At 45.6% G+C, this 23692-nt stretch carries 19 protein-coding genes and 1 rRNA gene; all 20 read left to right on the top strand.

Annotated features, from left to right (window positions below; translation table 11 throughout):
* Positions 1-88: ribosomal RNA gene (gene rrf / locus DFR27_RS09885) — 5S ribosomal RNA — on the top strand; the annotation flags it as partial.
* Between the two features lie 247 nt (positions 89-335).
* A complete protein-coding gene (locus DFR27_RS09880; protein WP_121877302.1) occupies positions 336-1460 on the top strand; it encodes a polysaccharide export protein in 1125 nt (374 codons plus the stop codon).
* Entirely contained in the window at positions 1460-1891 is a 432-nt protein-coding gene (locus DFR27_RS09875; protein WP_121877301.1) for a low molecular weight protein-tyrosine-phosphatase, read from the top strand. Before DFR27_RS09880 ends, DFR27_RS09875 begins: the two co-directional genes overlap by 1 nt.
* A 116-nt stretch (positions 1892-2007) precedes the next feature.
* Positions 2008-4158: a polysaccharide biosynthesis tyrosine autokinase gene (locus DFR27_RS09870; protein WP_121877300.1), complete on the top strand. Its 2151-nt coding sequence runs from the start codon at positions 2008-2010 to the stop codon at positions 4156-4158.
* Between the two features lie 56 nt (positions 4159-4214).
* Positions 4215-5273, top strand: a complete 1059-nt coding sequence (locus DFR27_RS09865; protein ID WP_121877299.1) for an undecaprenyl-phosphate alpha-N-acetylglucosaminyl 1-phosphate transferase — start codon at positions 4215-4217, stop codon at positions 5271-5273.
* A gap of 112 nt (positions 5274-5385) precedes the next feature.
* Complete coding sequence (locus DFR27_RS09860) at positions 5386-5652, top strand: hypothetical protein (protein ID WP_121877298.1); 267 nt, start codon at positions 5386-5388, stop codon at positions 5650-5652.
* A 170-nt stretch (positions 5653-5822) separates the two neighbouring features.
* Positions 5823-6530: a YjbF family lipoprotein gene (locus DFR27_RS09855; RefSeq protein WP_121877297.1), complete on the top strand. Its 708-nt coding sequence runs from the start codon at positions 5823-5825 to the stop codon at positions 6528-6530.
* Positions 6531-6555: 25 nt separating this feature from the next.
* Positions 6556-7284, top strand: coding sequence for a capsule biosynthesis GfcC family protein (locus DFR27_RS09850; protein WP_211327614.1), 729 nt, complete (start codon positions 6556-6558; stop codon positions 7282-7284).
* Positions 7281-9431 carry a YjbH domain-containing protein gene (locus DFR27_RS09845; protein ID WP_121877295.1) on the top strand — a complete coding sequence of 717 codons (2151 nt, stop codon included), beginning with the start codon at positions 7281-7283 and terminating at the stop codon, positions 9429-9431. The genes DFR27_RS09850 and DFR27_RS09845 overlap by 4 nt, the downstream gene beginning before the upstream one ends.
* A gap of 274 nt (positions 9432-9705) precedes the next feature.
* Entirely contained in the window at positions 9706-11535 is a 1830-nt protein-coding gene (gene glmS, locus DFR27_RS09840) for a glutamine--fructose-6-phosphate transaminase (isomerizing) (protein ID WP_121877294.1), read from the top strand.
* 6 nt (positions 11536-11541) lie between these two features.
* Complete coding sequence (wecB, locus tag DFR27_RS09835) at positions 11542-12666, top strand: non-hydrolyzing UDP-N-acetylglucosamine 2-epimerase (protein ID WP_121877293.1); 1125 nt, start codon at positions 11542-11544, stop codon at positions 12664-12666.
* Positions 12667-12677: 11 nt separating this feature from the next.
* The gene (gene wecC / locus DFR27_RS09830) at positions 12678-13949 is read left to right on the top strand and encodes a UDP-N-acetyl-D-mannosamine dehydrogenase (protein WP_121877292.1); all 1272 of its coding nucleotides are present in this window, start codon (positions 12678-12680) and stop codon (positions 13947-13949) included.
* A gap of 70 nt (positions 13950-14019) precedes the next feature.
* Entirely contained in the window at positions 14020-15201 is a 1182-nt protein-coding gene (locus tag DFR27_RS09825) for an MATE family efflux transporter (protein WP_170150837.1), read from the top strand.
* Positions 15202-15340: 139 nt separating this feature from the next.
* Positions 15341-16561: a hypothetical protein gene (locus tag DFR27_RS09820; protein WP_147434533.1), complete on the top strand. Its 1221-nt coding sequence runs from the start codon at positions 15341-15343 to the stop codon at positions 16559-16561.
* Positions 16548-17594: a glycosyltransferase family 4 protein gene (locus tag DFR27_RS09815; protein ID WP_170150836.1), complete on the top strand. Its 1047-nt coding sequence runs from the start codon at positions 16548-16550 to the stop codon at positions 17592-17594. The genes DFR27_RS09820 and DFR27_RS09815 overlap by 14 nt, the downstream gene beginning before the upstream one ends.
* Complete coding sequence (locus DFR27_RS09810) at positions 17591-18712, top strand: glycosyltransferase family 4 protein (protein WP_121877288.1); 1122 nt, start codon at positions 17591-17593, stop codon at positions 18710-18712. The genes DFR27_RS09815 and DFR27_RS09810 overlap by 4 nt, the downstream gene beginning before the upstream one ends.
* On the top strand, positions 18702-19844 hold the full coding sequence (locus tag DFR27_RS09805; RefSeq protein ID WP_121877287.1) for an N-acetyl sugar amidotransferase: 1143 nt from the start codon (positions 18702-18704) through the stop codon (positions 19842-19844). Before DFR27_RS09810 ends, DFR27_RS09805 begins: the two co-directional genes overlap by 11 nt.
* Positions 19841-20443, top strand: a complete 603-nt coding sequence (hisH, locus tag DFR27_RS09800) for an imidazole glycerol phosphate synthase subunit HisH (RefSeq protein WP_121877286.1) — start codon at positions 19841-19843, stop codon at positions 20441-20443. Before DFR27_RS09805 ends, hisH begins: the two co-directional genes overlap by 4 nt.
* A complete protein-coding gene (locus DFR27_RS09795; RefSeq protein WP_211327613.1) occupies positions 20406-21218 on the top strand; it encodes an AglZ/HisF2 family acetamidino modification protein in 813 nt (270 codons plus the stop codon). Before hisH ends, DFR27_RS09795 begins: the two co-directional genes overlap by 38 nt.
* A complete protein-coding gene (locus tag DFR27_RS09790; RefSeq protein WP_121877284.1) occupies positions 21215-23326 on the top strand; it encodes a bi-domain-containing oxidoreductase in 2112 nt (703 codons plus the stop codon). Before DFR27_RS09795 ends, DFR27_RS09790 begins: the two co-directional genes overlap by 4 nt.
* Positions 23327-23692: the final 366 nt, after the last annotated feature.

The following is a 23692-nucleotide window of genomic DNA, read 5'->3' as shown; positions in this document are numbered from 1 at the left end:
CTGATCCCATCCCGAACTCAGAAGTGAAACGTTTCATCGCCGATGGTAGTGTGGGGTTTCCCCATGTGAGAGTAGGTCACCGCCAGGCACTTAATACAATAAAGAAGGCTCAACCGTTAGGTTGGGCCTTTTTTATTGCCTGTAATTCCTCAACGTGAGCTACCTCACGTGGCGGTATGTTTTCTGCTCTGATCCGCCCAAATGGCTCTAATAACTCCTCAGTGGTCATATTCCTACAAATAAACAGTTCAAGCTAAGGCCAATATCTATTACAATCACCTAAATAAATGGCGCAGTAACGCGCTAAAAAAATATAGCTATAAGTAGAGAATTCAATGCAATCAGTCTCAATTGTAAAGCTGCCGCTCGCGTTAGTTTGTGCAGCGCTGTTATCGGCGTGTTCAATTCCCGGCTCAAATCTCAAGACTTCAGATATCGAAACGGTCGACACCGGTGAGGCAAACCTAAACTCACAGGTGGAAATCTTAGCTATCACCCCTGCGCTTGTTCAGCAGCTTAAGGCGCAGCAGGCTCTGCCAGCCGCTACGGTAAACACCGAAATGAACGCGCTGATTGCCAGCTATGACTATCGCATTGGTGTGGCGGATGTGCTCAATGTAACGGTTTGGGATCATCCTGAGTTAACTATTCCCGCTGGCTCGTACCGTTCAGCTGAAAGCTCGGGCAACTGGGTTCACGCAGATGGCACTATTTTTTACCCCTACATTGGTCAAGTTTATGTGGCAGGTAAAACCGTTTCCGAGGTGCGCGATTTGATCGCTGAGCGCCTGTCGGAATACATCGAAAGTCCGCAAGTAGATGTCAGTATCTCTTCCTTCCGCTCGCAGAAGGTTCATGTTACCGGTGAGGTGAATGTTCCCGGTCGTTTGCCGGTGACTAACGTACCGCTCACATTGCTTGAGGCGGTGAATCAAAGTGGTGGTTTGGCGGAGTTTGCAGACTGGAATGATGTAGTGCTTACTCGTCAGGGAGAGGAATACCCAGTCAGTCTTCAGCGTTTAATGAAAGCCGGTGATTTAAGTCAGGACTATTTGCTTCAGGATGGCGACATTATTCACATAGCACGAAACGACGGCGCGAAGGTTTTCGTGATGGGTTCGGTGGCTGAAACTACCGTGGTAGATATTAATCGTAGTGATATGTCGTTAACGGAAGCACTTGCTAATGCCGGCGGTTTGGATGAGCTAACGGCGGACGCGTCGGGCGTATTTGTGATGCGTGCCAGTGATGGCGGGGATAAGATTGCTCAGATCTATCAGTTGGATATGGAGAATGCAGCCTCCTTAATTCTAGCAAGTGAGTTCAAGCTTCAAAGTCGAGATGTGGTGTATGTTGCCACGGAGCCGGTTGCCGTATGGAATCGTCTGATTGTGAATTTACTGCCAACCGCTCAAACCATTTATTATATCGGTCGTACTCGTGACGACTTTATTAACTGATGTTTAAGTCAATATTAGTAGTCTGCGCCGGCAATATTTGTCGTTCGCCCATTGGCGAGGCGATGCTGGCGGCAGGGTTGCCCGGCAAGGTTGTTAGCTCTGCTGGAATTGTTGCAAAAAATGATATGCCGGCGGATCCAAGCTCAGTGCAGCTTTGCTCTTCTGCGGGGATTCCAATTGATAGTCATAAGGCGCGTAGGTTAACCCCTGAAATATGTGCTGAGAATGATCTTATTTTGGTGATGGAGCCGCAGCATGTTAAAGATGTGGCGGAACGATTTCCTCAGGCGAGCGGCAAGACCATGTTGATTGGTAAGTGGATTGGTGTTGACGAAATTCCTGATCCTCATCGTCAGCAGATGGAGGCATTTGAACATGCCTACCAACTACTAGAGAAGGCCTGTGAAGGTTGGGTTGCTAAGTTGGCATAATCAGCTGGTTGTGCCAGTAAGTTACTATTGCGCCGTTAGTCGGCCGCCTTTAGCGGCGAGAGTATAAAATTTTTCATTTGGCGATTCGTCAATGTTGTATATAAATCGAGAGTAGAATGACAGATACAGTTTCAAATCAAAGCAACAGAGCATCCAGTCAAAATGACGAGATAGACCTCGGGGTGTTATTCGGAACCTTACTTGACGGTAAGTATTGGATTGTTGCTGTTACGGCGTTCTTTGCCGTTGTAGGTGTGATGATTGCGCTGTTATCTACGCCCATCTATCGTGCCGACGCCCTATTGCAGGTAGAGGAGAAGTCCTCGGGTCTTTCCAGTCTAACCGAAGGCTTAGGTGATATGTTTTCGGCGGAGGGGTCTGCGGTCACCGAGATCGAAATCCTAAAGAGTCGCATGGTGATTGGGCGTACCGTGGACGAACTAGGTTTGACCAATGTCGCCGCGCCGTCATACTTCCCGGTTGTGGGGAGAGGCTTAAATCGGCTATTTGGTGAGCCCCGCAGTATTCGGATTGACACGCTAGGTGTGAGTGATGATCTTCTTGGTAAAGCTCTGCGCCTAGAATTGCTGGAGGCTGATCGCTATCGCTTGTACGGGTTGGATGATGAACTGCTATTCGAGGCTGCTATTGGCGAGCTTGTGAATGAATCTGGTGTTGCCCTTCAGGTTGGCGATATTGTGGGATCGCCGGGCGACGAGTTTCTGGTAAAGAAAGAGTACTGGTTAGAGGTGGTGACGGATCTGCAAAAGCGTCTCTCCGTGAGTGAGCGTGGCAAGCAGAGTGGTATCTTGTCTCTCGCCATTGAAGGTGAAGATTCGGCTAAAATCGAAAGTATTTTGGACCATGTTGCTCGTAACTACGAAGCGCAGAACGTGGCGCGCGAATCACAGCAAGCAGAGAAGAGTATTAACTTTCTAGAGCAACAGTTACCTGATGTTCGCAGCCGCTTGGAAAGCTCAGAGGAAGATCTGAATGCCTATCGTCAAAGTCGCGAGAGTGTGGATTTAAATCGCGAAGCAGAAGCGTTGCTGGAAGTGATTGTGGATTTAGAGTCCCAGCTCAATGATTTGTCCTTCCGTGAAGCGGAAATTTCTCAGCGTTTTACAACGTCACATCCCGCCTATAAAGCGCTACTAGAAAATCGTAAGACTTTGGAAAAGCAGCGCGTGGAATTGGATGCTCGTATTCGTGAGTTGCCGGAAACTCAGCGCGAAGTGTTGCGTAGAAGCCGTGAGCTACAGGTAAATCAAGAGGTTTACACGCTATTATTGAATCGTACTCAGGAGCTTAATGTAGTCCGTGCGGGAACGGTTGGTTTTGTGCGAATTCTGGATAATGCGAAAAGTGCACTAAAGCCGGTAAAACCGAAGAAGCCCTTAATTGCTGTGCTGGCCACCCTGCTTGGTGGGATGTTGGGTGTAGCAATTGTACTGGTTCGTAGTTTTATGAATAAGGGGCTTGAGTCTACCGATGGCGTAGAAGCGCTAGGCTTGCCGGTTTACGGTAATATTCCGAATTCTCCTGCTCAGAAAGCGTTAACCTTAGATAAAGCTAAAGATATAAAGTTGCTCAGTCTGGAAAATCCAGCTGATTTGTCAGTTGAAGCTATCCGCTCCCTCCGCACGAGTTTGCATTTTTCGTTGATGGATGCACCTAACAACGTGGTTATGATTACCGGCCCTTCGCCAGCGGCGGGTAAGTCTTTTGTCTCCGCAAACTTGGGTATGAGTTTGGCCTTGAGTGGCCATAGGGTTGTAGTTGTAGATGCTGACATGCGCAAAGGGCATATGGAGAAGGAACTGAGAGTTGACAAGTCTCCGGGGCTTTCTGGCTATCTTCAAGGGCTAACTGAGATTGATGAGCTAGTCTGTGAGGATGTAGGCGCTGAAGGCTTCAGTTTTGTTCCCCGTGGTGAGGTGCCGCCTAACCCCAGTGAGCTACTAATGCATGAGCGCATGGGCGCGTTGATGGTCCACCTATCTAATTCTTATGATATTGTGATTGTGGATACGCCGCCGGTGCTGGCCGTAACGGATCCAACGATTGTAGGGAAGTATTCAGGTGTTAACCTTTTGATAGGTCGTTTCAACCTTACTACGCTCAAGGAAGTTGAAATCGCCATGCAACGTTTTGAGCAATCCGGCGTTAAGCTTAATGCTTTTGTGTTAAATGGAGTGGAAGAAACAGCCCGCACACGCTATAACTATGCTTACTATCATTATAATTATGAAAGTAACGAAAGTTAAATGAGAGTCAGTATGGATACGTTTGTAGAGTTGCAAGGGCTAAGCGGGGGTGGTTCGTGATTTCTCCTGTTGAGCTGCTGGTAGTGGTTGCATCGGTTTATGCGGCGAATTATTTGTTTCGCCCAGTGGCGTTTCGGGTAGGTTTGCTGGATATACCTGGTGGGCGAAAGAAGCATGCCGTTCCCACGCCTCTCATTGGTGGTGTGATTATTTACGTTGGCATGCTCTTTGGCTACGTTATCACTTATCCACCTAGCGAACTAATTATTGCCTTGATGATTGGCGCGGGACTGATGTTAGGAGTTGGAGTAATTGATGACCTCCGGGGGATTAGTCCGGTCAAGCGCCTGTTAGCTGAATTTTTGGTGGCGGTCCTCGTGATAGGCTTCGGTGGGTTGAATATTGAGAATACCGGAATTTTACCTATTGTTGGTAACGTTGAGTTGGGCGTACTTGGTGTGCCAATTACCGCGGTTGCTGTGGTGGGTATGATCAACTCATTCAATATGATGGATGGGATTGATGGTCTAGGTGGTGGTGTTGTTGCCGTAGCGTTAGGCGCCTTGTTAATGTTTCAGTTTGCGTTAGGTAGTAGTGCGTTTATTGATTTTACTTCGCTAGTGCTGGCTTCGGTTGGGGTGTTTCTGCTAAAGAATCTGGGCTTGTTATCATCGGTTAAGATTTTCTTAGGTGACGCAGGTAGTATGATGCTGGGGTTTTGTACTATTGTGCTGCTTCTGGCGGTGGCTCAGGAATCTTCCAATGCACTTAGCTTTAGTGCGGTTGATGCGCTGTGGTGTGTCGCCCTGCCGTTATTTGATACCTTTACCATTATGTTGCGTAGAGTGCTCAAGGGGCAGCATCCCTTTCATCCAGATAGGACCCATCTTCATCATATTGTTATGCGCATGGGTTTTAGTGCTCGTGAAGCGCTTTATCTGATACTAGCGGTGGCCGTACTTTACGCAGTTGCTGGTTTGCTCATAAAGCAGTTGGCTCCCCAGCTTTCTCTGCTAGTGTTTATGGCCTTAGGGGTTTGGTACTTGCGAGTGATGACGAGATCATGGCGTTTAGTACGTTTCGTTAAGCGTTTCCGTCGTAAATACGGCGTCTAATATTACTGAACTCAGTTTTTGACTTTGTTTCGAAATGTGATAATCTGCACATAAGTTCTAACGGTCCGCCGTTGGATCGTTCAATTAGTACTCTAAAGGAGTAGATGTAGTTATGAAAAAAGCAAGCTTAGTATTAATCGCTGCTTTGGCATCAACCGGTGCTTTAGCAAATAACGTAGAAACCGTAGCCGTTGAGCCAGTAGCTCCACAGGCTGGTGCTGGTGCAATGGGCGCAAGCTCTGGCGTAGCATTAGGTGTTTCAATTGGTGTAGCAGCCGTTGCAGTGGGTACAGCCGTATCTATTGCGGGTGATGACTCTACTTCTCCTGAAGAGCCAACAGAGCCGCCTGTTACTACTACTACCACTACGAACACCTAATTAGTTTTAGTGATCGTAGAAAAGCCGCGTTAGCGGCTTTTTTTATGTCTGTTAGTTAGCTAAACTAGCTCAAATATAATAGTGCGCTTGTTCTTCGGTAATCTGGCGCCACCATAATATGTCTCTAGTTTGCGAGGCACTTGCTACTTTGCTTTAAATTGGCGGTCTACTTGAATAAAACACCTAAATACCTAGTTTCAATACTGGCCTTGCTACTCATTGTAGGCTGCACGCAGCGCTATCAAAAGATGAGTTCAGACTTAAATCGTGCGCTCTTTTTAGATGAAGGTGATTACAGTGAACAGGTTCGCTCTACCCCCTACCCAAGTATACTGCTTGCTATCAACGAAGGCCCACGAGCTTTTGTCGTGTTGGCGTTTCGCGATGAAGGGGCGGCTAGTTATCTCGGTGCCAGTGAAGCCATGCTGTGGCGCACGGCGGATGATGTTCGAATAAAAACTTCGCAGGGCAGGTTGCTTTCGACATCCCGCATGCTGGGCGCCCGTTTAGTGGCTACTAGCTTTAAAGAAGTCGATCCCTTTGAGTTGGGCCTGCTTAATGTGCAAACAGAGGCAACCTTTGTGGGGCAGCGAAGCTGGGTTGAGGGTGCGAACGTTTATGAAAGCTACACTACTACTCATCGCTTTGAGGTGCTCGGGGGTTCGGTATTGAGATTGTCACTAGGTGAGGTGGCAACTAAACAGATTAGAGAGTCAATAACCATTCCCTCGCTAGCGCTGACTTTTGATAATTTATACTGGGTGAGCTTAGACACTGGGCAGATAGTGAAGTCTCAGCAGTATGTACTTCCAGGTGAGCTACTAATAACTATTGAGTCGGCAAAGCCGTACCGGGAGCAATGTAATGCTTGCTATTAAGAGTGTTGGAGCTTTCGTTATTGCAATGTCTTTATTAGTTACTCTGGCGCCGCGTTTAGTTCAAGCCCAGGTTCATCCTACAGTGATAGATCTCAAAGATGCCTCGCTGCCTATGGAGAAGTCTATTGGCTTTCAGCAAACCGTTCGCCTATCACAGGCTCTAGATTATGTTCGTGCCCAGCACGCCAGTAGTTCAGCTCAAAATGGTTTAATTGATTGGGATAGCTCCGGGCTTTTTCAAGCACCTAGCCCGCAAAGAGTTGAGCAGCGAGAGCATTTGTTGCGTTTGCTTAGTGAAGTGCAAGAAAGTGAGGAGTGCAATACGGCCAGCTTGCTCAAGGAGCGGTTGTCTGAAGCGCCTTTGCTTTCTAAGTTCGCATTGCGTGTTGGTTATGATAGCGCAAGGCTTAAGCTGAAAGATAACCCCTTATTACCAGGTCGCTACACGCTCCACCTGGCTGCCTTCGCGCAAGCACCGGCAGTTTTAAATGGCAGCGGGACCACCGCTGTGCTAGAGGCTTCGAAGCGATTGATGTCCGCGCATTTAGATCAATTGGCGCCCCCCTGCGGATCCGGTTGGGCGTTATTGAGCACTTCGACAGGCGTTAGAAAGATAGGTTATGAGAGTTGGAATGACTCAGATGTGCCTATTCCCGAGAGCGCTACAATTGTTTATCTGGGTAGCGGCTGGGATGGTGATATTGAGCCCTTGCTGATTGAAGAGTTGACAAATATAGGGGCATTACTGCAATGAAGCTTATAACGAGTGTATTGCTGGCTCCGTTAGTGCTTGGGGTGCCGCTAACTATTGCGGACAACTACAGTTATCCAGCCTCGCAAAATAGTTACAGTAACTTTGGTGGGGTGGGGATTTTCCAAACGCCTACCGCCCGTAATAATACTGAGGGTGTGCTCAACCTAGGTTATCACGCAAATGCCGATTATCAATTTTTTAACGCCTCGGTGCAGTTGTTTCCGTGGCTTGAGTCCACCATTCGCTATACCTTAGTGAATGATGTCCTTTACAGTCCTTATCCAGGGTTTAGCGGTGACACCAAGTATACAGATAAGGGTATTGATCTTAAGGCTAGGTTACTGCGGGAGTCACAGTGGCTGCCGGAATTGGCGGTAGGGTTGCGGGATATTGGCGGAACCGGGCTCTTTGGTGGCGAATACATTGTGGCATCAAAGCGTTACAACCAATTTGATTTTAGCTTAGGGCTAGGTTTTGGTTATCTGGGGCAGTCCGCAGACTTGCACGGTGATCAATCTTCGTCCATTAGTTGTGGGCGAGATGCTTCCTACAGTGGTAAGGGTGGACAGATTGATTACCAGCGCTGGTTTACTGGCTGTGTGGCGCTTTTTGGTGGGGTGCAGTATCAAACGCCTTACCAGCCACTGAGTTTGAAGCTTGAGTACGACGGCAACGATTACACAAACGATTTACCTGTACGCAGGGGTGAATCTGAGATGCCAGTTGATTCCCGTTTTAACATGGGGGCGGTGTATGCCTTCGATGATTGGGGGCAGCTCAGTCTTAGCTATCAGCGCGGTAATACCATTACACTTGGCTTTAATTTCATTGCGGATTTTAGTGATCTAAGTCGTGGTTGGAATGATTCTCCACCGCCGGTGTTAAAGTCACCGGGTGATACGGAGTCAGAGAGTTTGGAGCGCTTTGCCTATCAAATGCGCACTGGCGCGGGTTATGAGGTCTCACGGGTATACACGGTTGATAATGAGTTTGTGGTGGAGGCTCAGCAGTTTAAGTACCGTGATAGTAATCAGGCCAATGAACGTGCCTTTACGCTGATGGCTAACCAAGCTCAATCTGCAGAACGGCTAACGGTTATTGATGTGCGTCAGCGAGTGCCTTCGGTGTCCACCAGTGTGCAGTCTGAAGACTTGGCTGCTGTGGCCATGGCCGCTTCTCCCCAGCTGCGTTATGAGGGTATTGAAACTCGCCTGGCGCCTAGCTATGGCACCCATGAACCCATGTATGAAAATCGGCCCGCGTTGAGTTACTCCGTTGAACCCGTGCTGGGACAGAGCTTTGGCAGTGCTGAGGGGTTTTATCTCTATAATCTAGGATTGGATTTCAAGGCTGGCTACTGGTTGAGTGATCACTTGCAGCTCTCAGGTACCGCATACGTAAATATTGTAGATAACTTCGATAAATTCAATTACACCATCCCAAGTGACGGCACTAGCATTCCGCGCGTTCGTACCTTAGTGCGCGAGTACCTGGAAAATAACGCGGTGGCCGCCGAGCGTTTACAGTTGAGTTATCTTAATCGCTTTGGTGAAAACCACTTCTATGGACTTCACGGCGGCTACCTAGAGCGAATGTTCGCCGGCGTGGCGGGTGAATACTTTTATAAATTAGTTGATAGTAACTGGGCAGTGGGAATGGAGCTGGCATACGTGGCGCAGCGAGATCCGAGTACGGCCTTTGGAATATACGACGGTCCTGACCAGTGTACGGGCGGCACCTGTTATGAGGTGCAGGACGGCATTGCCACCGGGCATGTGTCAGTTTACTACAAGCCGCAGTTATCCTGGATTAATGACGTGAGCCTAGTGATGAGCGCAGGGCGTTACCTGGCGGGGGATTACGGTGCTACGGTAAACGTTAGTAAAGTGTTCCGCTCGGGTGTCTCCGTTATGGCATTTGCCACCAAGACCAATTTGAGTGCCGAGGAGTACGGGGAAGGGTCCTTTACCAAGGGCTTTGGCATCTCAATACCCTTCGATTTAATCTCTACGGAGCATACGGTGAGCCGAGCTAGCTTTGGCTGGATGCCGCTTACGCGTGATGGCGGACAGAAATTGAGTTACGGTCCTAGGTTGGCTGGTGTAGCGGGTGGGCGTACGTCAACGCGCTGGCGCGTACCAAACTAATAACTTATTTTAGTTTGATGACGTAAAAACTCACATTAACGCTTGAAAAAAAGTGTGAACTACGTAGGATTACGTGCTTCGAGTTACTGCTAAGGATAGCAAGTTTCTGGGGTGAGTTTAGGCTTAGCTCGGTAGCGCATTTACATTGAACGGATGAATCTAGCTGTACCTCTTGCTTTGTGTTTCAATCTCTCCCTCTTGGATTAGTATGAGAACGATAGCTAACTAATTCGCGGGGGGTGTAGGCGATAAAATAAAATACTAGGATACTCCAATGTGTGGAATTGTTGGCGCTATTGCCAATCATGATGTGACAGCGTCACTTGTTGATGGATTGCGTAAGCTTGAATATAGAGGTTATGACAGTGCCGGCGTTGCCTTGCTTAATGGCGGCAAGCTCGAGCGTCGCCGGGCTGTGGGTAAGGTGCAGAACCTTGCTAATGTGATTGAAGCTACGCCGGTGCAGGGTGTTGTAGGCATTGCGCATACCCGTTGGGCCACTCACGGCCAGCCAACTGAGGCAAATGCTCACCCACACGTGAGTAGTAATATTGCCGTGGTACACAATGGTATCATTGAGAACTACGCAACACTTCGAGATGAGCTTAAAGGCAATGGCTATGTGTTCACCTCGGATACGGATACCGAAGTGATTGCTCATTTAGTCCATAGCTTGCTAGCTGCTGAAAATATTAGCCTGCTAAGAGCAGTGCAACGTGCCTCGCGTATTCTTCATGGTGCCTACGGCATGGTGATTATTGATCAAAAGCACCCTGATCAGTTGGTGGTGGCCCGTAGTGGCTCGCCGTTAGTGATTGGTCATGGCGAAGGCGAAAATTATGTGGCCTCTGACCCGCTGGCATTAGCCGAGCACACCAGTCAGTTTACCTACCTTGAGGAGGGTGATGTTGCCAAGGTAACCACCACCAAGATAGATATTTATAATGACCGTGGTGAGCACGTACTGCGTGATCAGGCTCGCGATACCGAATTTAATGCCGCGGTGAGTAAGGGCGAGTATCGCCACTTTATGCTCAAGGAAATTTACGAGCAGCCTTCCGTGGTGCAGCGCATCTTGGAAGGGCGTATTGGTGCTAATGGCTTATTGCCAGAAGCGTTTGATGCAAAAACCGTTGAGCTGTTTAAAACTATCGAAAATATCACTATTATTGCCTGTGGTACCAGCTACCATGCAGGCCTAGTGGCGCGCTATTGGATTGAAGAGTTGGCAGGTATTCCCTGCAATGTAGAGATTGCTAGTGAGTTCCGCTACCGCAAGATTGCTCCGCCTAAGAACGCCATGCTGTTGACCATCTCTCAAAGTGGTGAAACTGCGGATACGCTAGCAGGGTTGCGGGTGGCGCTTGACCGTGGTTTTGTAAGCAGCTTAACCATTTGTAATGTTCCGGGTTCAAGCTTGGTGCGTGAGAGCGATGCCGCCTTTATGACCCGTGCGGGCACTGAGGTGGGCGTGGCATCCACTAAGGCCTTCACGGCGCAACTAGTGAGTTTGTTGCTAGTGACGTTGCAGTTGGCGAAGACACGCGGTTACAGCCAAGCGCAAGAGGTTGAGCTGTGTAATGACTTGCATAAGCTACCTGCTATTTTGAGCGATGCACTAAGTATGGCCGCTGGTATTGAGCATCTCTCCGCTGAGTTCATTCATAAGCAGCATGCGCTGTTCCTAGGGCGAGGAGTTCAGTACCCTGTCGCCATGGAAGGGGCGCTAAAGCTGAAAGAAATTAGTTACATCCACGCCGAAGCTTATGCGGCGGGTGAATTAAAACACGGCCCATTAGCACTCATTGACGAAGATATGCCGGTAATAGCCGTAGCGCCAAATGACGAACTCCTCGATAAGCTCAAGAGTAACCTTGAGGAAGTGAGAGCGCGCGGCGGTGAGTTGTTTGTATTTAAAGATAAAAACGCCGACTTCACTGACGGCGAAGGTATTACCCTCATGGATGTGCCTCACGTGAGCGATGTGATGTCGCCGCTGGTGTATAACATTCCATTGCAGTTGCTCAGTTATTATGTTGCGCTGATTAAGGGTACGGATGTAGATCAGCCAAGAAATTTGGCGAAGAGTGTAACGGTAGAGTAATCATAAATGAATAAGAAGAAAGTATTAACCGTATTCGGTACTCGTCCGGAAGCTATCAAGATGGCACCTCTGGTCCATGCGCTGGCAAACGACGATCGATTCGATGCAAAGTGCTGCGTAACGGCACAACACCGAGAAATGCTCGATCAGGTTCTGGAGTTATTCGAGATTGCTCCGGATTACGACTTAAACCTAATGAAGGCAGGGCAAACGCTAAACCAAGTAACGGCTCGAATTGTTACTGAGTTAAAGCCAGTGCTTGAGGAGTTCAAGCCAGATGTAGTGTTGGTGCATGGCGACACCGCTACTACGTTTGCGGCGAGCTTGGCGGCCTACTACGAGCAAATTCCTGTTGGGCACATAGAGGCAGGGCTGCGCACGGGCGATATTTACTCGCCATGGCCAGAAGAAGGCAATCGTAAGCTAACGGGTGCGCTAACTAAGTATCACTTTGCCCCAACGGAAACATCTAAGCAAAATCTGCTAAAAGAAAACTTCAGTGAAGACGATATTCATGTGACGGGTAATACCGTTATCGATGCGCTGTTGATGATTACCGAGAAGCTAGCAAACGACGAAACGCTTTCGTCCCATTTGGCTGCTAAATTTCCGATGCTCGAAGATAGTAAAAAGCTAATTTTAGTCACTGGCCACCGTCGCGAAAGCTTTGGTGGTGGTTTCGAGCGTATCTGTGAGGCGTTAGCTAAAGTCGCTCAACAGCACGAAGATGTGCAAGTTCTTTACCCGGTGCACCTAAATCCCAATGTGCAAGAGCCAGTCAATCGAATTCTTGGTTGTGCAGCGAACATACACTTGATTGAGCCGCAGCAGTACTTACCGTTTGTATACCTAATGACCCGCGCTCACATCATCCTTACCGATTCGGGAGGTATCCAAGAGGAGGCTCCAAGTTTAGGTAAGCCGGTGTTGGTAATGCGCGATACGACCGAGCGACCCGAGGCGGTAAGCGCGGGTACGGTCAAGTTGGTGGGTACCGATGTGGAAATCATCACACAAAACTTAAATCGGCTGCTTACAGATCAAGCAACCTATAACGAAATGAGCTTCGCTCATAACCCTTACGGTGACGGTAAGGCGTGTGAGCGTATTTTAGATCAGCTAGCAAAATAAAGAGTAAAGATATGTCTTTTGAAACCATCTCAGTAGTCGGCCTTGGGTATATCGGCCTACCCACAGCGGCAATGTTTGCCTCGCGTAAGAAAAAAGTCATTGGTGTTGATGTAAATCAACATGCGGTAGACACGATTAATCGAGGAGAGATTCACATTGTTGAGCCTGAGCTCGATATGATAGTACACGCAGCAGTCAATGAGGGTTATCTTAGAGCGGTGACGACGCCAGAACCGGCCGATGCTTTCCTCATCGCAGTACCTACGCCGTTTAAGAATAACGGCAGCGAAATTCCTGAGCCAGACCTGAGTTATATTGAGTCGGCAGCGAACGCTATTGCGCCAGTCTTGAAAAAAGGCAACTTAGTAATATTAGAATCGACCTCCCCGGTTGGCGCGACCGAGCAAATGGCCGAGTGGCTCGCAGCGGCTCGCCCAGATCTTAGTTTCCCAAAAACACACGGTGAAGACTCTGATATACGCGTAGCACACTGTCCGGAGCGTGTTTTACCCGGGCAAGTCGTACGAGAGCTTGTCGAAAACGATCGAGTGATTGGAGGCATGACGCCCTGGTGCTCGACTGCTGCGATTGAGCTCTATAAAACGTTTGTAGAGGGTGAGTGCGTAACTACGAATGCGCGCACTGCAGAAATGGCGAAGCTTACAGAGAACGCCTGTCGTGATGTTCAAATTGCATTCGCCAATGAGCTATCAATAATCTGTGATAAATTAAGTATTAATGTTTGGGAGTTAATCTCGTTGGCTAACAGGCATCCGCGAATCAATATACTAGAGCCAGGTCCAGGTGTTGGGGGTCATTGTATCGCTGTGGACCCTTGGTTTATAGTTTCCAAAACCCCGGATGAAGCGCGTTTGGTAAAGACCGCCCGAACAATCAATGACGAAAAGCCTTCTTGGGTAGAAGAAAAGGTATCGCAAACAGTTGGTAAGTACCTCGAACTTAATCCCAGAAAATCGCAAATCGATGTGGCGGTCGCCTTTTATGGCCTTGCATTCAAGCCAGATATAGATGATCTAAGGGAAAGCCCATCAATAGATATTGTAGTATCGTTCGCAAAGAATCACCTAGGGAAGATACTAGTCGTTGAACCAAATGTATCCGAACTAAGTATAGACCAAGTTACTTTAGTTGATATGGATGAAGCTATTACTCAGGCAGATATCCATGTCCTATTGGTAAGGCATCAGCAATTTGAGAATATTGATATTGATTCGGATTTTATTGTAGATACTAAAGGCCTCTTATGTGCTAGTCGGACTTAATGGAAAAGGCTTTTTAGGTTTATAGATACAGTATCGGATGAAAAGCATATTCGGCTTGGTAAGATATGGTGTGAATGAACTCTTGGCTAGAGGGCTTAGTCTTGGGCTTATTCTTATACTGCCTTTACTTCTAACGCCAACAGAATTTGGGTACGTCGTATTTTACGTCGCAGTTGAACAGGTGCTAGTGTCGTTACTTCTGTTCGGGCAATCCAATTACTTTATAAAAGTTTATCAGTCAAGCGAAAGTCTCGGAGCAAAATTAACTCAATACGGCATAGCAATATCTGTGATTTTCTTTATAGCTATTATCGTTACAAGTGTTGGTCTTGTTACCTTCATCTCAGGGATTGCATCTCTGAGTAAGGGAGTGCCTTTTTTACTAATACTTTGTTCAAGCGTCATGTTGGCGGTTTACGAGCTCAAGAACATAAAGTTTAGGGCAGACGGTCAACATCGCGACTATTTTCGCTCCAAGTTACTGTTTCAGTCATTGAAGTTCGCAATTTGTATGTTCTTAGTGGTTGTGTTGGGAGCTCAAAGCCTCTCATACCCAGCGGCACTTTTTATCGCAGTCGTCGTAACGTCCTTGCGAAATCATATAGCCGACCCATTATCGCTAGGTTTTGTCGAAGCTCTGCCAAAGTTAAACAGTGTTTTAGTTTTAGTGCCTTTTGCAATGCAATCTTTAATTAATATTATGTACAGCTTTGTCGATCGAATTATGGTAAAGGATATGTTGAGTGTGGTCGATCTCGCTGTATACGGATTCTCATACAATGTTGCTTCGCTAGCTTTCTTTTCACTGAGCGTAATTTTTATATATTATACACCTGTGTTTTACCGTGTTAAAACACTGTGTGTTGCACAGAGGATTCTTTTTAAAGTATGTTCAATTGCTGCATGCTGTCTTGTTATTTTAATTTTCTTCTTGTCTGTTATTTATGATCCCATAATCGAACACTTTCCGATTGAGTATCGGAATTCCGATGTGGTGGCGAGAATATTGATTATAAGCTTCTTGTTTCACGTGTTATACCTTTACGGTTTTCATTTGAGTAATTACCAAGGGTTTGTCAAGCTAATGCCGATTTACGTCACAATAAGTCTTTTGTTGAATGTTCTATTTAATTACGTTTTTATCGCTCGCTATGGGGTATCGGGTGCGGCATTGTCAACACTATTATCTGAAATGGTATTGGCGTTTTTGATGGTTTATAACGCAAGGATCGCCAAGCGAAATCATGCATAGTTTTATATTTTTACTTCCTTGTATATTTGTATTCTTGTTCGATGATGAGAGTGTAAGGGACTATAGTTTTCTTCTATACGCATCGCAACTAATGGTGTTGCTGTCGTATGTGCGAACTAAAGGTGCGCTTATAGATTTCATGAGGCCGACAGTTCTAACACTGCTGTATGTGTTGGTTTCATTTTCTCTTGGTAGCTGGGCTTATAGCAAAGGCTTGGTGTACAGTTTAGATAATCTCAATAATTATAAAAGTTGGCAGTATTATCAGCTAGCGACATTTGTAATGCTAGCATTCAATTTTATTGTATTCTTAGTTTATACAAAGACTAGTTCGAGTCTGTTAAGGTCAAATTACAGTATAAACGCAGTTGAGAGGCGGGAAGTTGCTGCTCGCGCTAAATATTTGTTTTTTACTACGTTACTAGTCTCGCTCCCTTTCGCCTTTTTTGACGTCGATTTAAGTGTGGTGGGAGGGTCTGGCGGCATCGCGGTGATTCCCAAAGCACTCGTCGCAATATCGCTGATCTATTATTCGTGTGTTCGTTTGGGCAGCTCGCGGTACGTTATTTATATGTTGATTCTTTTGGGCTTTTCGTACTTTTCGTTTTCTGATAAGCGCGATGCCATTTTTCTTGTGTTTCCAATTGTTTACTTAGAGTTACTATTCAACGTCAATAAGATAAATATTCGTATTATTTTAGTAACGCTAGCGTTGGTATTTTTTATTGTTTTTTTAATTGTTGTTATGTCAATCACGAGGGGTTATGGCGGCTATGACGTAAATTCCGTAAGCGACGCGATTCCACTTGTAAAAGACTATTTAATGTCTGACCTTTTTCTTGTGTATTTTTTTAACAATATTGAGGTAAATTATACTTTCTTTCATTCGATACAAGCAGTCGAATACATTCTAGGCGATTCGAGCTTAATTGCTTATGGCGAAACGATCGTAAAGTTTATCTTTTTGGTAGTTCCGAGGGAGTTGTTCGAAAGCAAGCCCCAAAGCTTTGTGGATTTGTACACGCTGATGTATGACCCCTCATTCAGGGCGAAGGGAGGCTCTTGGCCACCAAATTTTTATGCAGAGATATTTTGGAATTTTTCGTTTATAGGTTTTGCAGTCGCTTTTTATATCTTCTTGCTTTTTGAAACGCTTTTCATAAAGCTAACGGATAGAGTTCGTGTAGCAAATTATTCTTATTCTCTGCTTTCTTTGTTTTTTGTGTACAGTTTTTTGATTTTAATTCGAGGTGGGGGTTTCGATTTGTTCTTATTTCAAATCATCGTGTCCGGTATTTTTACGTTTCTTGGTTATGTTTTTTTACGTCTCATTCGAGGTGAGATATATGCAGGCTCGTAAAACGTTACTTATATTTCAAGAGTCTTTGATGCATTATCGTGTAGAGTTCTTCAATGCCTTGACGGAAAGATATAAAGTTGTTGTTTTAGTGGGAGCTATCGATGACAAAATTCTCGAGAAAGATGTTAGGTTCGAAATTCTAAAGACCGACTTTAAATATTTCTACCGATTCGCTTATGTACCGGCGCTTCGAACGTTAATTGATCGTGTTAGCCCTGAATTTGTAATCGCACCCTTCGATTTGCGGTTAATAGTGGTGATTTCTTATATGCGTCATAGATTTGGAAAAAACATGGTTTTATGGGGCCTTGATAAGGGAAAAGGTCGCGCTGCACTTGGATTGAAGTTATCTTTAGCCAGACGTTTTGACAATCGAATCGTCTTTTATAGTTCACATACCATGCGTCAGTTTATAGGTATGGGTTTGGATGAGAGTAGGTGTTTTTTCGCGAATAATACCTTTCCCGTATTACAATCAAAAGATACAAGCAAGTCTAATAAGGACATAATCCTATTCGTTGGAAGCTTTGATAGCAGAAAGCGGCTACCAGACTTAGTCGACGCGTTTAACGCTATTCAGTCGAATAGTTCACTAAAGCTTATTTTAGTCGGAGACGGCAGTTGTTATGAAGCAGTTTCGAGGTACGTTCATCGGCTCGGTCTACAAAGCAAAGTATCGATGGTTGGCAAAATAACTAATGCTGATGAATTAGAAATCTTTTATTCGAGAGCATTGTGCTCTGTTTCTTACGGGCAAGCCGGGTTGAGTGTGCTTCAGAGTCTAGCTTTTGGTGTTCCTTTTATCACTCATCGTGACTCTATATCAGGAAGTGAAAAGTTCAATATAATTAATTCGTATAACGGGTACTTCGTAAAGGACGTCGACGACCTGATCAAAAAAATTGATGCGCTCAATCGAGATAGAGATTTAGCTTCAGAGCTAGGGGCTAATGCATATAAGTTTTATTTGGAAAACTGTACCGTAGAGATTATGTGTAATCAAATGATACGTGCTATAGAGGATGTTCGATGACTACGGTTTTAGTAAACGCAATCAACTCAAACTCCGCGGGTGGATTGACGGTTGTTAGGAACTTTCTTGGCCAGGCTTTGAGAGATAGTTGTCGCGATACACGATATGTTCTACTCGTTTCCAGGCCAAGTCTCTTTTCCGATTACGAGTCTGAGAATATTGATCTCATTAAGGTATCTAAGTTGGCTCTGATGCCGCTCCTGAATATTATATTCTATCGTTTTTTTATCGAATGGTATGTAAACCGATACCGTGCTGAGGTTTTGTTGAATTTCGGCGACCTAATTCCACGTGTCAGGTGTAGGGTTGTCTATTATTTCGACTGGGCGTATGCGCTTTACAACGACACGGAAATATGGCTTCGAATGCCCTTTGTTGATCGAATTTCACGTAACGTCAAGCGCGCGCTAATCTTAAGGTATATTACAACTTGTGCCGTAGTGATATGTCAGACTAAAACGATCGCAAATCGATTAAGTGGGTTTGTCGAAGATGAGCGTATTTTGATCATCCCCAATTCGATCCCTAATCATTTCATGCGTGACAACGTTAAATTTCCATTGGGGTCGAGCGCCGATCGGAAGTGCTTCCTTTATTTAACAAAGTATTACACCCATAAAAACATTGAGATTCTAATCGATGTTGCTTGCTTAGCAAAGCGGGCTAGTCTTAATTGGACCTTTGTATTGACAATTGATGAGAGCCAAGGGAGCGCTGCTCGTCGGCTAATAAACAAGATTAAGCTTCTTGAGTTAGATGATTTTTTTGAAATTTTAGGTTCTATTCCTTATGCTGATATACACCGGCTCTACAACGCGGTTGATTACGTTATTATGCCTACTCTATTGGAGTCGTTCTCTTCAAGCCATATTGAGGCTATTGCTGCGAGAAAACCGATATTCACTAGTAATAGGGATTTTGCTAAAGAAGTTTGTCAGAATTATCAAACGTTCTACTTTGATCCTCTCGATGGGCTCGATATATTTCAGGTCGTGAATAACGGTTTAAAGAAGATAGAAAATTGCTCTTCGGATTCTTTTTCGCACGTTGGAGTCTTGCCAGTTTGCTGGAATGTTTCGTACTTAAATATAAAAGAGGTGCTTTTGGATGAAAAGTAGCAGTAAAATTACGTTGTGTAGCCATTGTGTAATGGACTCCACTGATCGAGCTATTGTATTCGATGATCAAGGGCGTTGTGACCACTGCGACACCTATTTTAGCGATATTTTACCAAAGTGGGCGCCTGACGGTATTGACGATCTTGCTCTAGAAGATTTAGCGGAGCGTATCCGTAGGGATGGTAGCAGCCGCGACTTCGACTGTTTGATAGGTATGAGTGGAGGGATTGATAGTTCGTATCTGCTTTATTTGGCAGTTGAGAAAATGAAGCTGCGCCCGTTAGTGTTTCATGTTGACGCTGGTTGGAATTCACAAGAAGCTGTGCATAACATTGAGCGGTTGGTCGATGGGCTTGGGCTAGATCTCTATACCGAAGTGATCGATTGGGAAGAAATGAAGGACTTGCAACTTGCATTTTTTAAATCGGGAGTTTCCCATATTGATACACCTCAGGATCACGCTTTTTTTGCAACGATGTATAAGTTTGCTAGCAAGCATGGCGTTAAGAATATTCTTACGGGTGGTAACTACTCGACAGAGTGTATTAGAAATCCATTGGAGTGGATGTACTATCAATCTGATTCGCGTCAGTTGAAGGATATACAAAAGAAGTTCGGCACCAAGCCTCTAAAAAAATATCCAGTAACTAACATTCTTTGGCACAAAGTTTATCTGCCCTATGTAAAGGGTATCAAGGTCACTCGTCCATTGGACTTTATGAAATACGACAAAGAGGCGGCAACCCGCCTGCTTGAAGAGCGCTTTGGCTATCAGCGTTACCCTCAGAAACACTTTGAATCGCGTTTTACTCGTTTTTACGAAGGTTACTGGCTTCCGAAAAAATTCGGTTACGACACACGTAAAGTGCAGTTTTCGAGCCTCATACTTACTGGTCAAATGACCAGAGATGAAGCGCTTGAGCAATTAAATCAACCAGCGATGACCGATGATCAAGTCCGCCAGGAGTTTGAATATATCGCGAATAAGCTAGGTATAACCACGAAAGAACTTCAAGGATATCTCGACGCGCCTAACAAGTCCTACAAAGATTACAAGTCGATGCAGAACATTTACGACGTCGGCGCTAAGGTCATGAGGGCGCTTGGTTTAGAGAAAGGTGGTAAACGTTGATAGCGATTGTTGATTACGGTTTAGGAAATATTAGAGCTTTCGGTAACATATACCGCCGATTGGGTATTTCTTTCTGTTTCGCAAGCACACCGAATGAGCTGGAAGGCGCGACTCATCTAATACTTCCGGGCGTAGGGTCTTTTGATTACGCCATGGAGAGATTGAATGATTCGGGTCTCAAAGATAGTCTAACTGAATTGGTTCTAAAGAAAAAAGTTCCAGTTTTGGGGATTTGTGTCGGAATGCAAATTATGGCTGCAAGTAGTGATGAAGGGTCGTCTGAAGGGTTAGGCTGGCTAGATGCCAATGTTAATAAGTTTGAAAGTCGAGACGGCTACCCGCTTCCACATATGGGCTGGAATAATCTTAAAGTGAATCAAGCCGAGAAGCTATTTTCAGGTCTAGATGATGATCTGCGTTTTTACTTCCTTCATAGTTATCATTTTAAGGATGATGCGGATGGAGTGATTGCAACCGCAACATACTCAAAAACCATTGGTTGTGTTATAAAAAAAGAGAATATTTACGGTATTCAGTGTCACCCAGAAAAAAGCCACCATAATGGTGTTGCTTTACTTAAAAATTTCGCAGAGTTGTAGAATGCTAAGATCTCGCATTATCCCTGTTTTGCTGGTTCGAAATAAGGGATTAGTTAAAACCACGAAGTTTGGCGATGATAAGTACGTTGGCGACCCAATTAACGCGGTTCGTATCTTCAATGAAAAAGAAGCAGATGAATTGACCGTTTTCGATATTGATGCATCAGTTAACGAATCAGAGCCTGATTATAAAATGATTGAAAACTTAGCGTCGGAATGTCGGATGCCTCTTTGCTACGGCGGAGGCGTCAAAACGTTGCAACAAGCGCTTAACATATTATCTCTAGGCGTCGAAAAGGTAGCCTTAAGCTCTGCGCTTATCAGCAACCCTAGTCTTGTCAACGACATCGCAGCACAGGTCGGGAATCAAAGCGTTGTTGCAGTTCTCGACGTTAAAAAGAGGTTGTTGGGTGGCTACAAGGTCTTTACTCACAACGGTAAGAAGGCTTCAAACGTCGATCTCGTTGACTTTTGTAAAGACTTGGAAGTTCGCGGAGTTGGCGAAATCGTTATTAATAGCATCGACCGCGACGGAACCATGCAAGGCTATGATAAGGCTTTGATTAAAAAAGTAAAAGAAGCGGTTAATGTGCCGGTTACACTGTGTGGAGGAGCCTCCGATCACGCGGATCTAGGGCAGACGATTGCTGAATTCGGTCCTATCGGAGTTGCCGCGGGTAGTTTGTTCGTATTCAAAGGTAAATACCGCGCCGTGCTAATCAGCTATCCAAATTCAAACGATAAAGAGAAGATTTTCTCAGAAGGCCAAAAGTGAAACAAGTACTTCAAAATCTTGCGAGCGGTGAAACTTCCCTTGTAGATGTCCCATGCCCAAAGGCAAAGAACGGTGCTGTCCTAATAAATACGACGAGTACGCTAGTCTCAGTTGGTACTGAGCGAATGCTCGTCGACTTCGGTAAAGCAGGCTGGATTGAAAAGGCTCGATCCCAACCAGATAAAGTAAAAATGGTGCTTGAGAAAGCCAAAACCGATGGAATTACCGCCACCTATGATGCAGTCAAATCGAAGTTAGATCAGCCACTACCCCTCGGTTATTGTAACGTCGGTATCGTGATGGATGGCAGTGACACTGGCTTCGAAGCCGGAACTCGTGTCGTGTCCAACGGCAATCACGCTGAAGTTGTGCGTGTACCTAAAAACTTAGTTGCCGCAATTCCCGATGGTGTTGATGATGAATCAGCAGCGTTTACGGTTCTAGGTGCCATTGCGATGCAGGGTATAAGGTTGGTTAAGCCGACGTTGGGCGAGGCTGTAGTTGTTACCGGACTAGGGTTAATTGGGCTATTAGCCGTACAGATTCTAAAAGCCAATGGTTGCCGAGTTCTCGGAATCGATTTTGATTCTGCAAAGTGCGAGCTAGCAAAGCAATTCGGCGCCGAAGTCGTCGATCTCTCCAAAGGTGAGGATGCAGTAGTGGCTGCGGACGCTTTCTCTCGTGGTCGGGGTGTCGATGCTGTGTTGATTACAGCTAGCTCCAAAAGCAATGACATCATGAGTCAAGCAGCAACGATGTCACGTAAGCGAGGACGAATTGTCTTGGTTGGCGTAGTAGGCTTGGAACTCAGTCGCGCAGATTTTTACGAGAAAGAGCTTACCTTTCAGGTCTCTTGTTCCTATGGCCCAGGTCGTTACGACGAGGATTATGAGGAGAAGGGGAAAGATTACCCATTGGCTTTTGTTCGCTGGACAGAGCAGCGTAATTTTGAAGCAATTTTGGATCTGATGGCGTCCGGTGCCATTGATATCAAACCCCTCGTTAGCCATCGCTTTTCAATAGATGATGCTAAGGCTGCCTATGAGAAACTTGACGATCGTTCATCTCTGGGAATTCTCCTAGATTACGGTCAATCAGACACTGAGCAACTTACTAAATCGACAGTCGTATTGAATAAATCGTCTCATGCATTAGCGTCGAAGGGTAACGTGGCTTTCATCGGCGGCGGGAACTATGCGTCACGTGTATTGATTCCAGCATTTAAGAGCGCGGGGGCTACGCTAACCAGCATTGTAACGAGTGGCGGTATCAGTGCTGTACACCACGGGAAAAAGAACGGTTTTAACCACGCTTCAACTGATATGGTTCAAGCATTGAACGACCAGACAGATACGGTTGTCATTGCTACTCAGCACAATTTACACGCAACTCAGGCAATTTCAGCTCTTAATGCTGGCAAACATGTATTTGTCGAAAAGCCTCTCGCTCTTAATCACGCAGAGATTGATGCTATCGAATCGGCGCAGATCAGTGGCGAGAAGATGGTAATGGTTGGTTATAACCGGCGCTTCGCTCCCCAGATCCAAAAGATGAAGTCTTTACTGAAGAAGAAGGTTGTTCCAAAGACATTTATAATGACGATGAATGCGGGCGATATTCCAAGTGATCATTGGACTCAGGACCCGTTAGTTGGTGGCGGTAGGATTATAGGTGAGGCGTGCCACTACATCGATTTAATGCGCTTTTTAGCTGGTTCGAAGATTAAGTCTTTCAATGCGGTCCGTATGGGTGACAATGATTTCGTGGCTCTTACGGAAGATAAAGCAATAATCACGCTTGAGTTTGAAGATGGTTCAGTCGGGTCAATTCATTACTTTGCTAATGGTGGTAAGTCATTTTCAAAAGAGCGTATTGAAGTTTTCTGTGATAATGCCGTGCTTCAACTGGATAACTTCCGAAAGCTTAAAGGTTTCGGCTGGCAAGGGTTTAACAAAATGAATCTTTGGTCTCAAGACAAAGGTCAGTCGAATTGCGCCAAGGCCTTCATGGATGTTGTTAAGGAAGGGGGTAACCCTCCCATTCCACAAGACGAGATCTTTGAAATTGCGAGAGTTTCAGTCGACATAGCTGAGCTTCTTCGGAAATAGTTGGGATTAGAGGGGGCTAGGCCCCCTTTTTAAATTATGAAAAAGATCTTATTACTTATCCACACACTTAAGTATCTTAAGTGGCCCCAGTTTTATTTTCGGCTATATCGTAAGTTCGCAAAGCCTCGGGTTGGTGAAGAATTCAGCGGAGTGGTGCCTAAGCGCAACAGTTTATGGGTTCACACAGCGCTCTATAGCGAGAAGATTACGACCGATCTTGAAGCCACTTTTTTAAATAGCAGCAAGAAACTACGTTTTCCTAGTGACTGGAATAATGAAAATCATAGCAAATTGTGGGTTTATAACTTGCACTATTTTGAGGATCTTTTAGCGGTCGGCGCGGATCAAAAATATGCTTTACACATA

This window comes from Umboniibacter marinipuniceus, from assembly GCF_003688415.1.
In the GTDB taxonomy this organism is placed as follows: domain Bacteria; phylum Pseudomonadota; class Gammaproteobacteria; order Pseudomonadales; family DSM-25080; genus Umboniibacter; species Umboniibacter marinipuniceus.
This window is presented reverse-complemented; position numbering and strand designations above follow the sequence as displayed.

Coding starts and splice junctions, on each gene's coding strand:
- DFR27_RS09880 (WP_121877302.1), top strand. CDS start 336: ATGCAATCAGTCTCAATTGTAAAGCTGCCGCTCGCGTTAGTTTGTGCA.
- DFR27_RS09875 (WP_121877301.1), top strand. CDS start 1,460: ATGTTTAAGTCAATATTAGTAGTCTGCGCCGGCAATATTTGTCGTTCG.
- DFR27_RS09870 (WP_121877300.1), top strand. CDS start 2,008: ATGACAGATACAGTTTCAAATCAAAGCAACAGAGCATCCAGTCAAAAT.
- DFR27_RS09860 (WP_121877298.1), top strand. CDS start 5,386: ATGAAAAAAGCAAGCTTAGTATTAATCGCTGCTTTGGCATCAACCGGT.
- DFR27_RS09850 (WP_211327614.1), top strand. CDS start 6,556: ATGTCTTTATTAGTTACTCTGGCGCCGCGTTTAGTTCAAGCCCAGGTT.
- DFR27_RS09845 (WP_121877295.1), top strand. CDS start 7,281: ATGAAGCTTATAACGAGTGTATTGCTGGCTCCGTTAGTGCTTGGGGTG.
- glmS (WP_121877294.1), top strand. CDS start 9,706: ATGTGTGGAATTGTTGGCGCTATTGCCAATCATGATGTGACAGCGTCA.
- wecB (WP_121877293.1), top strand. CDS start 11,542: ATGAATAAGAAGAAAGTATTAACCGTATTCGGTACTCGTCCGGAAGCT.
- wecC (WP_121877292.1), top strand. CDS start 12,678: ATGTCTTTTGAAACCATCTCAGTAGTCGGCCTTGGGTATATCGGCCTA.
- DFR27_RS09820 (WP_147434533.1), top strand. CDS start 15,341: ATGAGGCCGACAGTTCTAACACTGCTGTATGTGTTGGTTTCATTTTCT.
- DFR27_RS09815 (WP_170150836.1), top strand. CDS start 16,548: ATGCAGGCTCGTAAAACGTTACTTATATTTCAAGAGTCTTTGATGCAT.
- DFR27_RS09810 (WP_121877288.1), top strand. CDS start 17,591: ATGACTACGGTTTTAGTAAACGCAATCAACTCAAACTCCGCGGGTGGA.
- DFR27_RS09805 (WP_121877287.1), top strand. CDS start 18,702: ATGAAAAGTAGCAGTAAAATTACGTTGTGTAGCCATTGTGTAATGGAC.
- DFR27_RS09795 (WP_211327613.1), top strand. CDS start 20,406: ATGGTGTTGCTTTACTTAAAAATTTCGCAGAGTTGTAGAATGCTAAGA.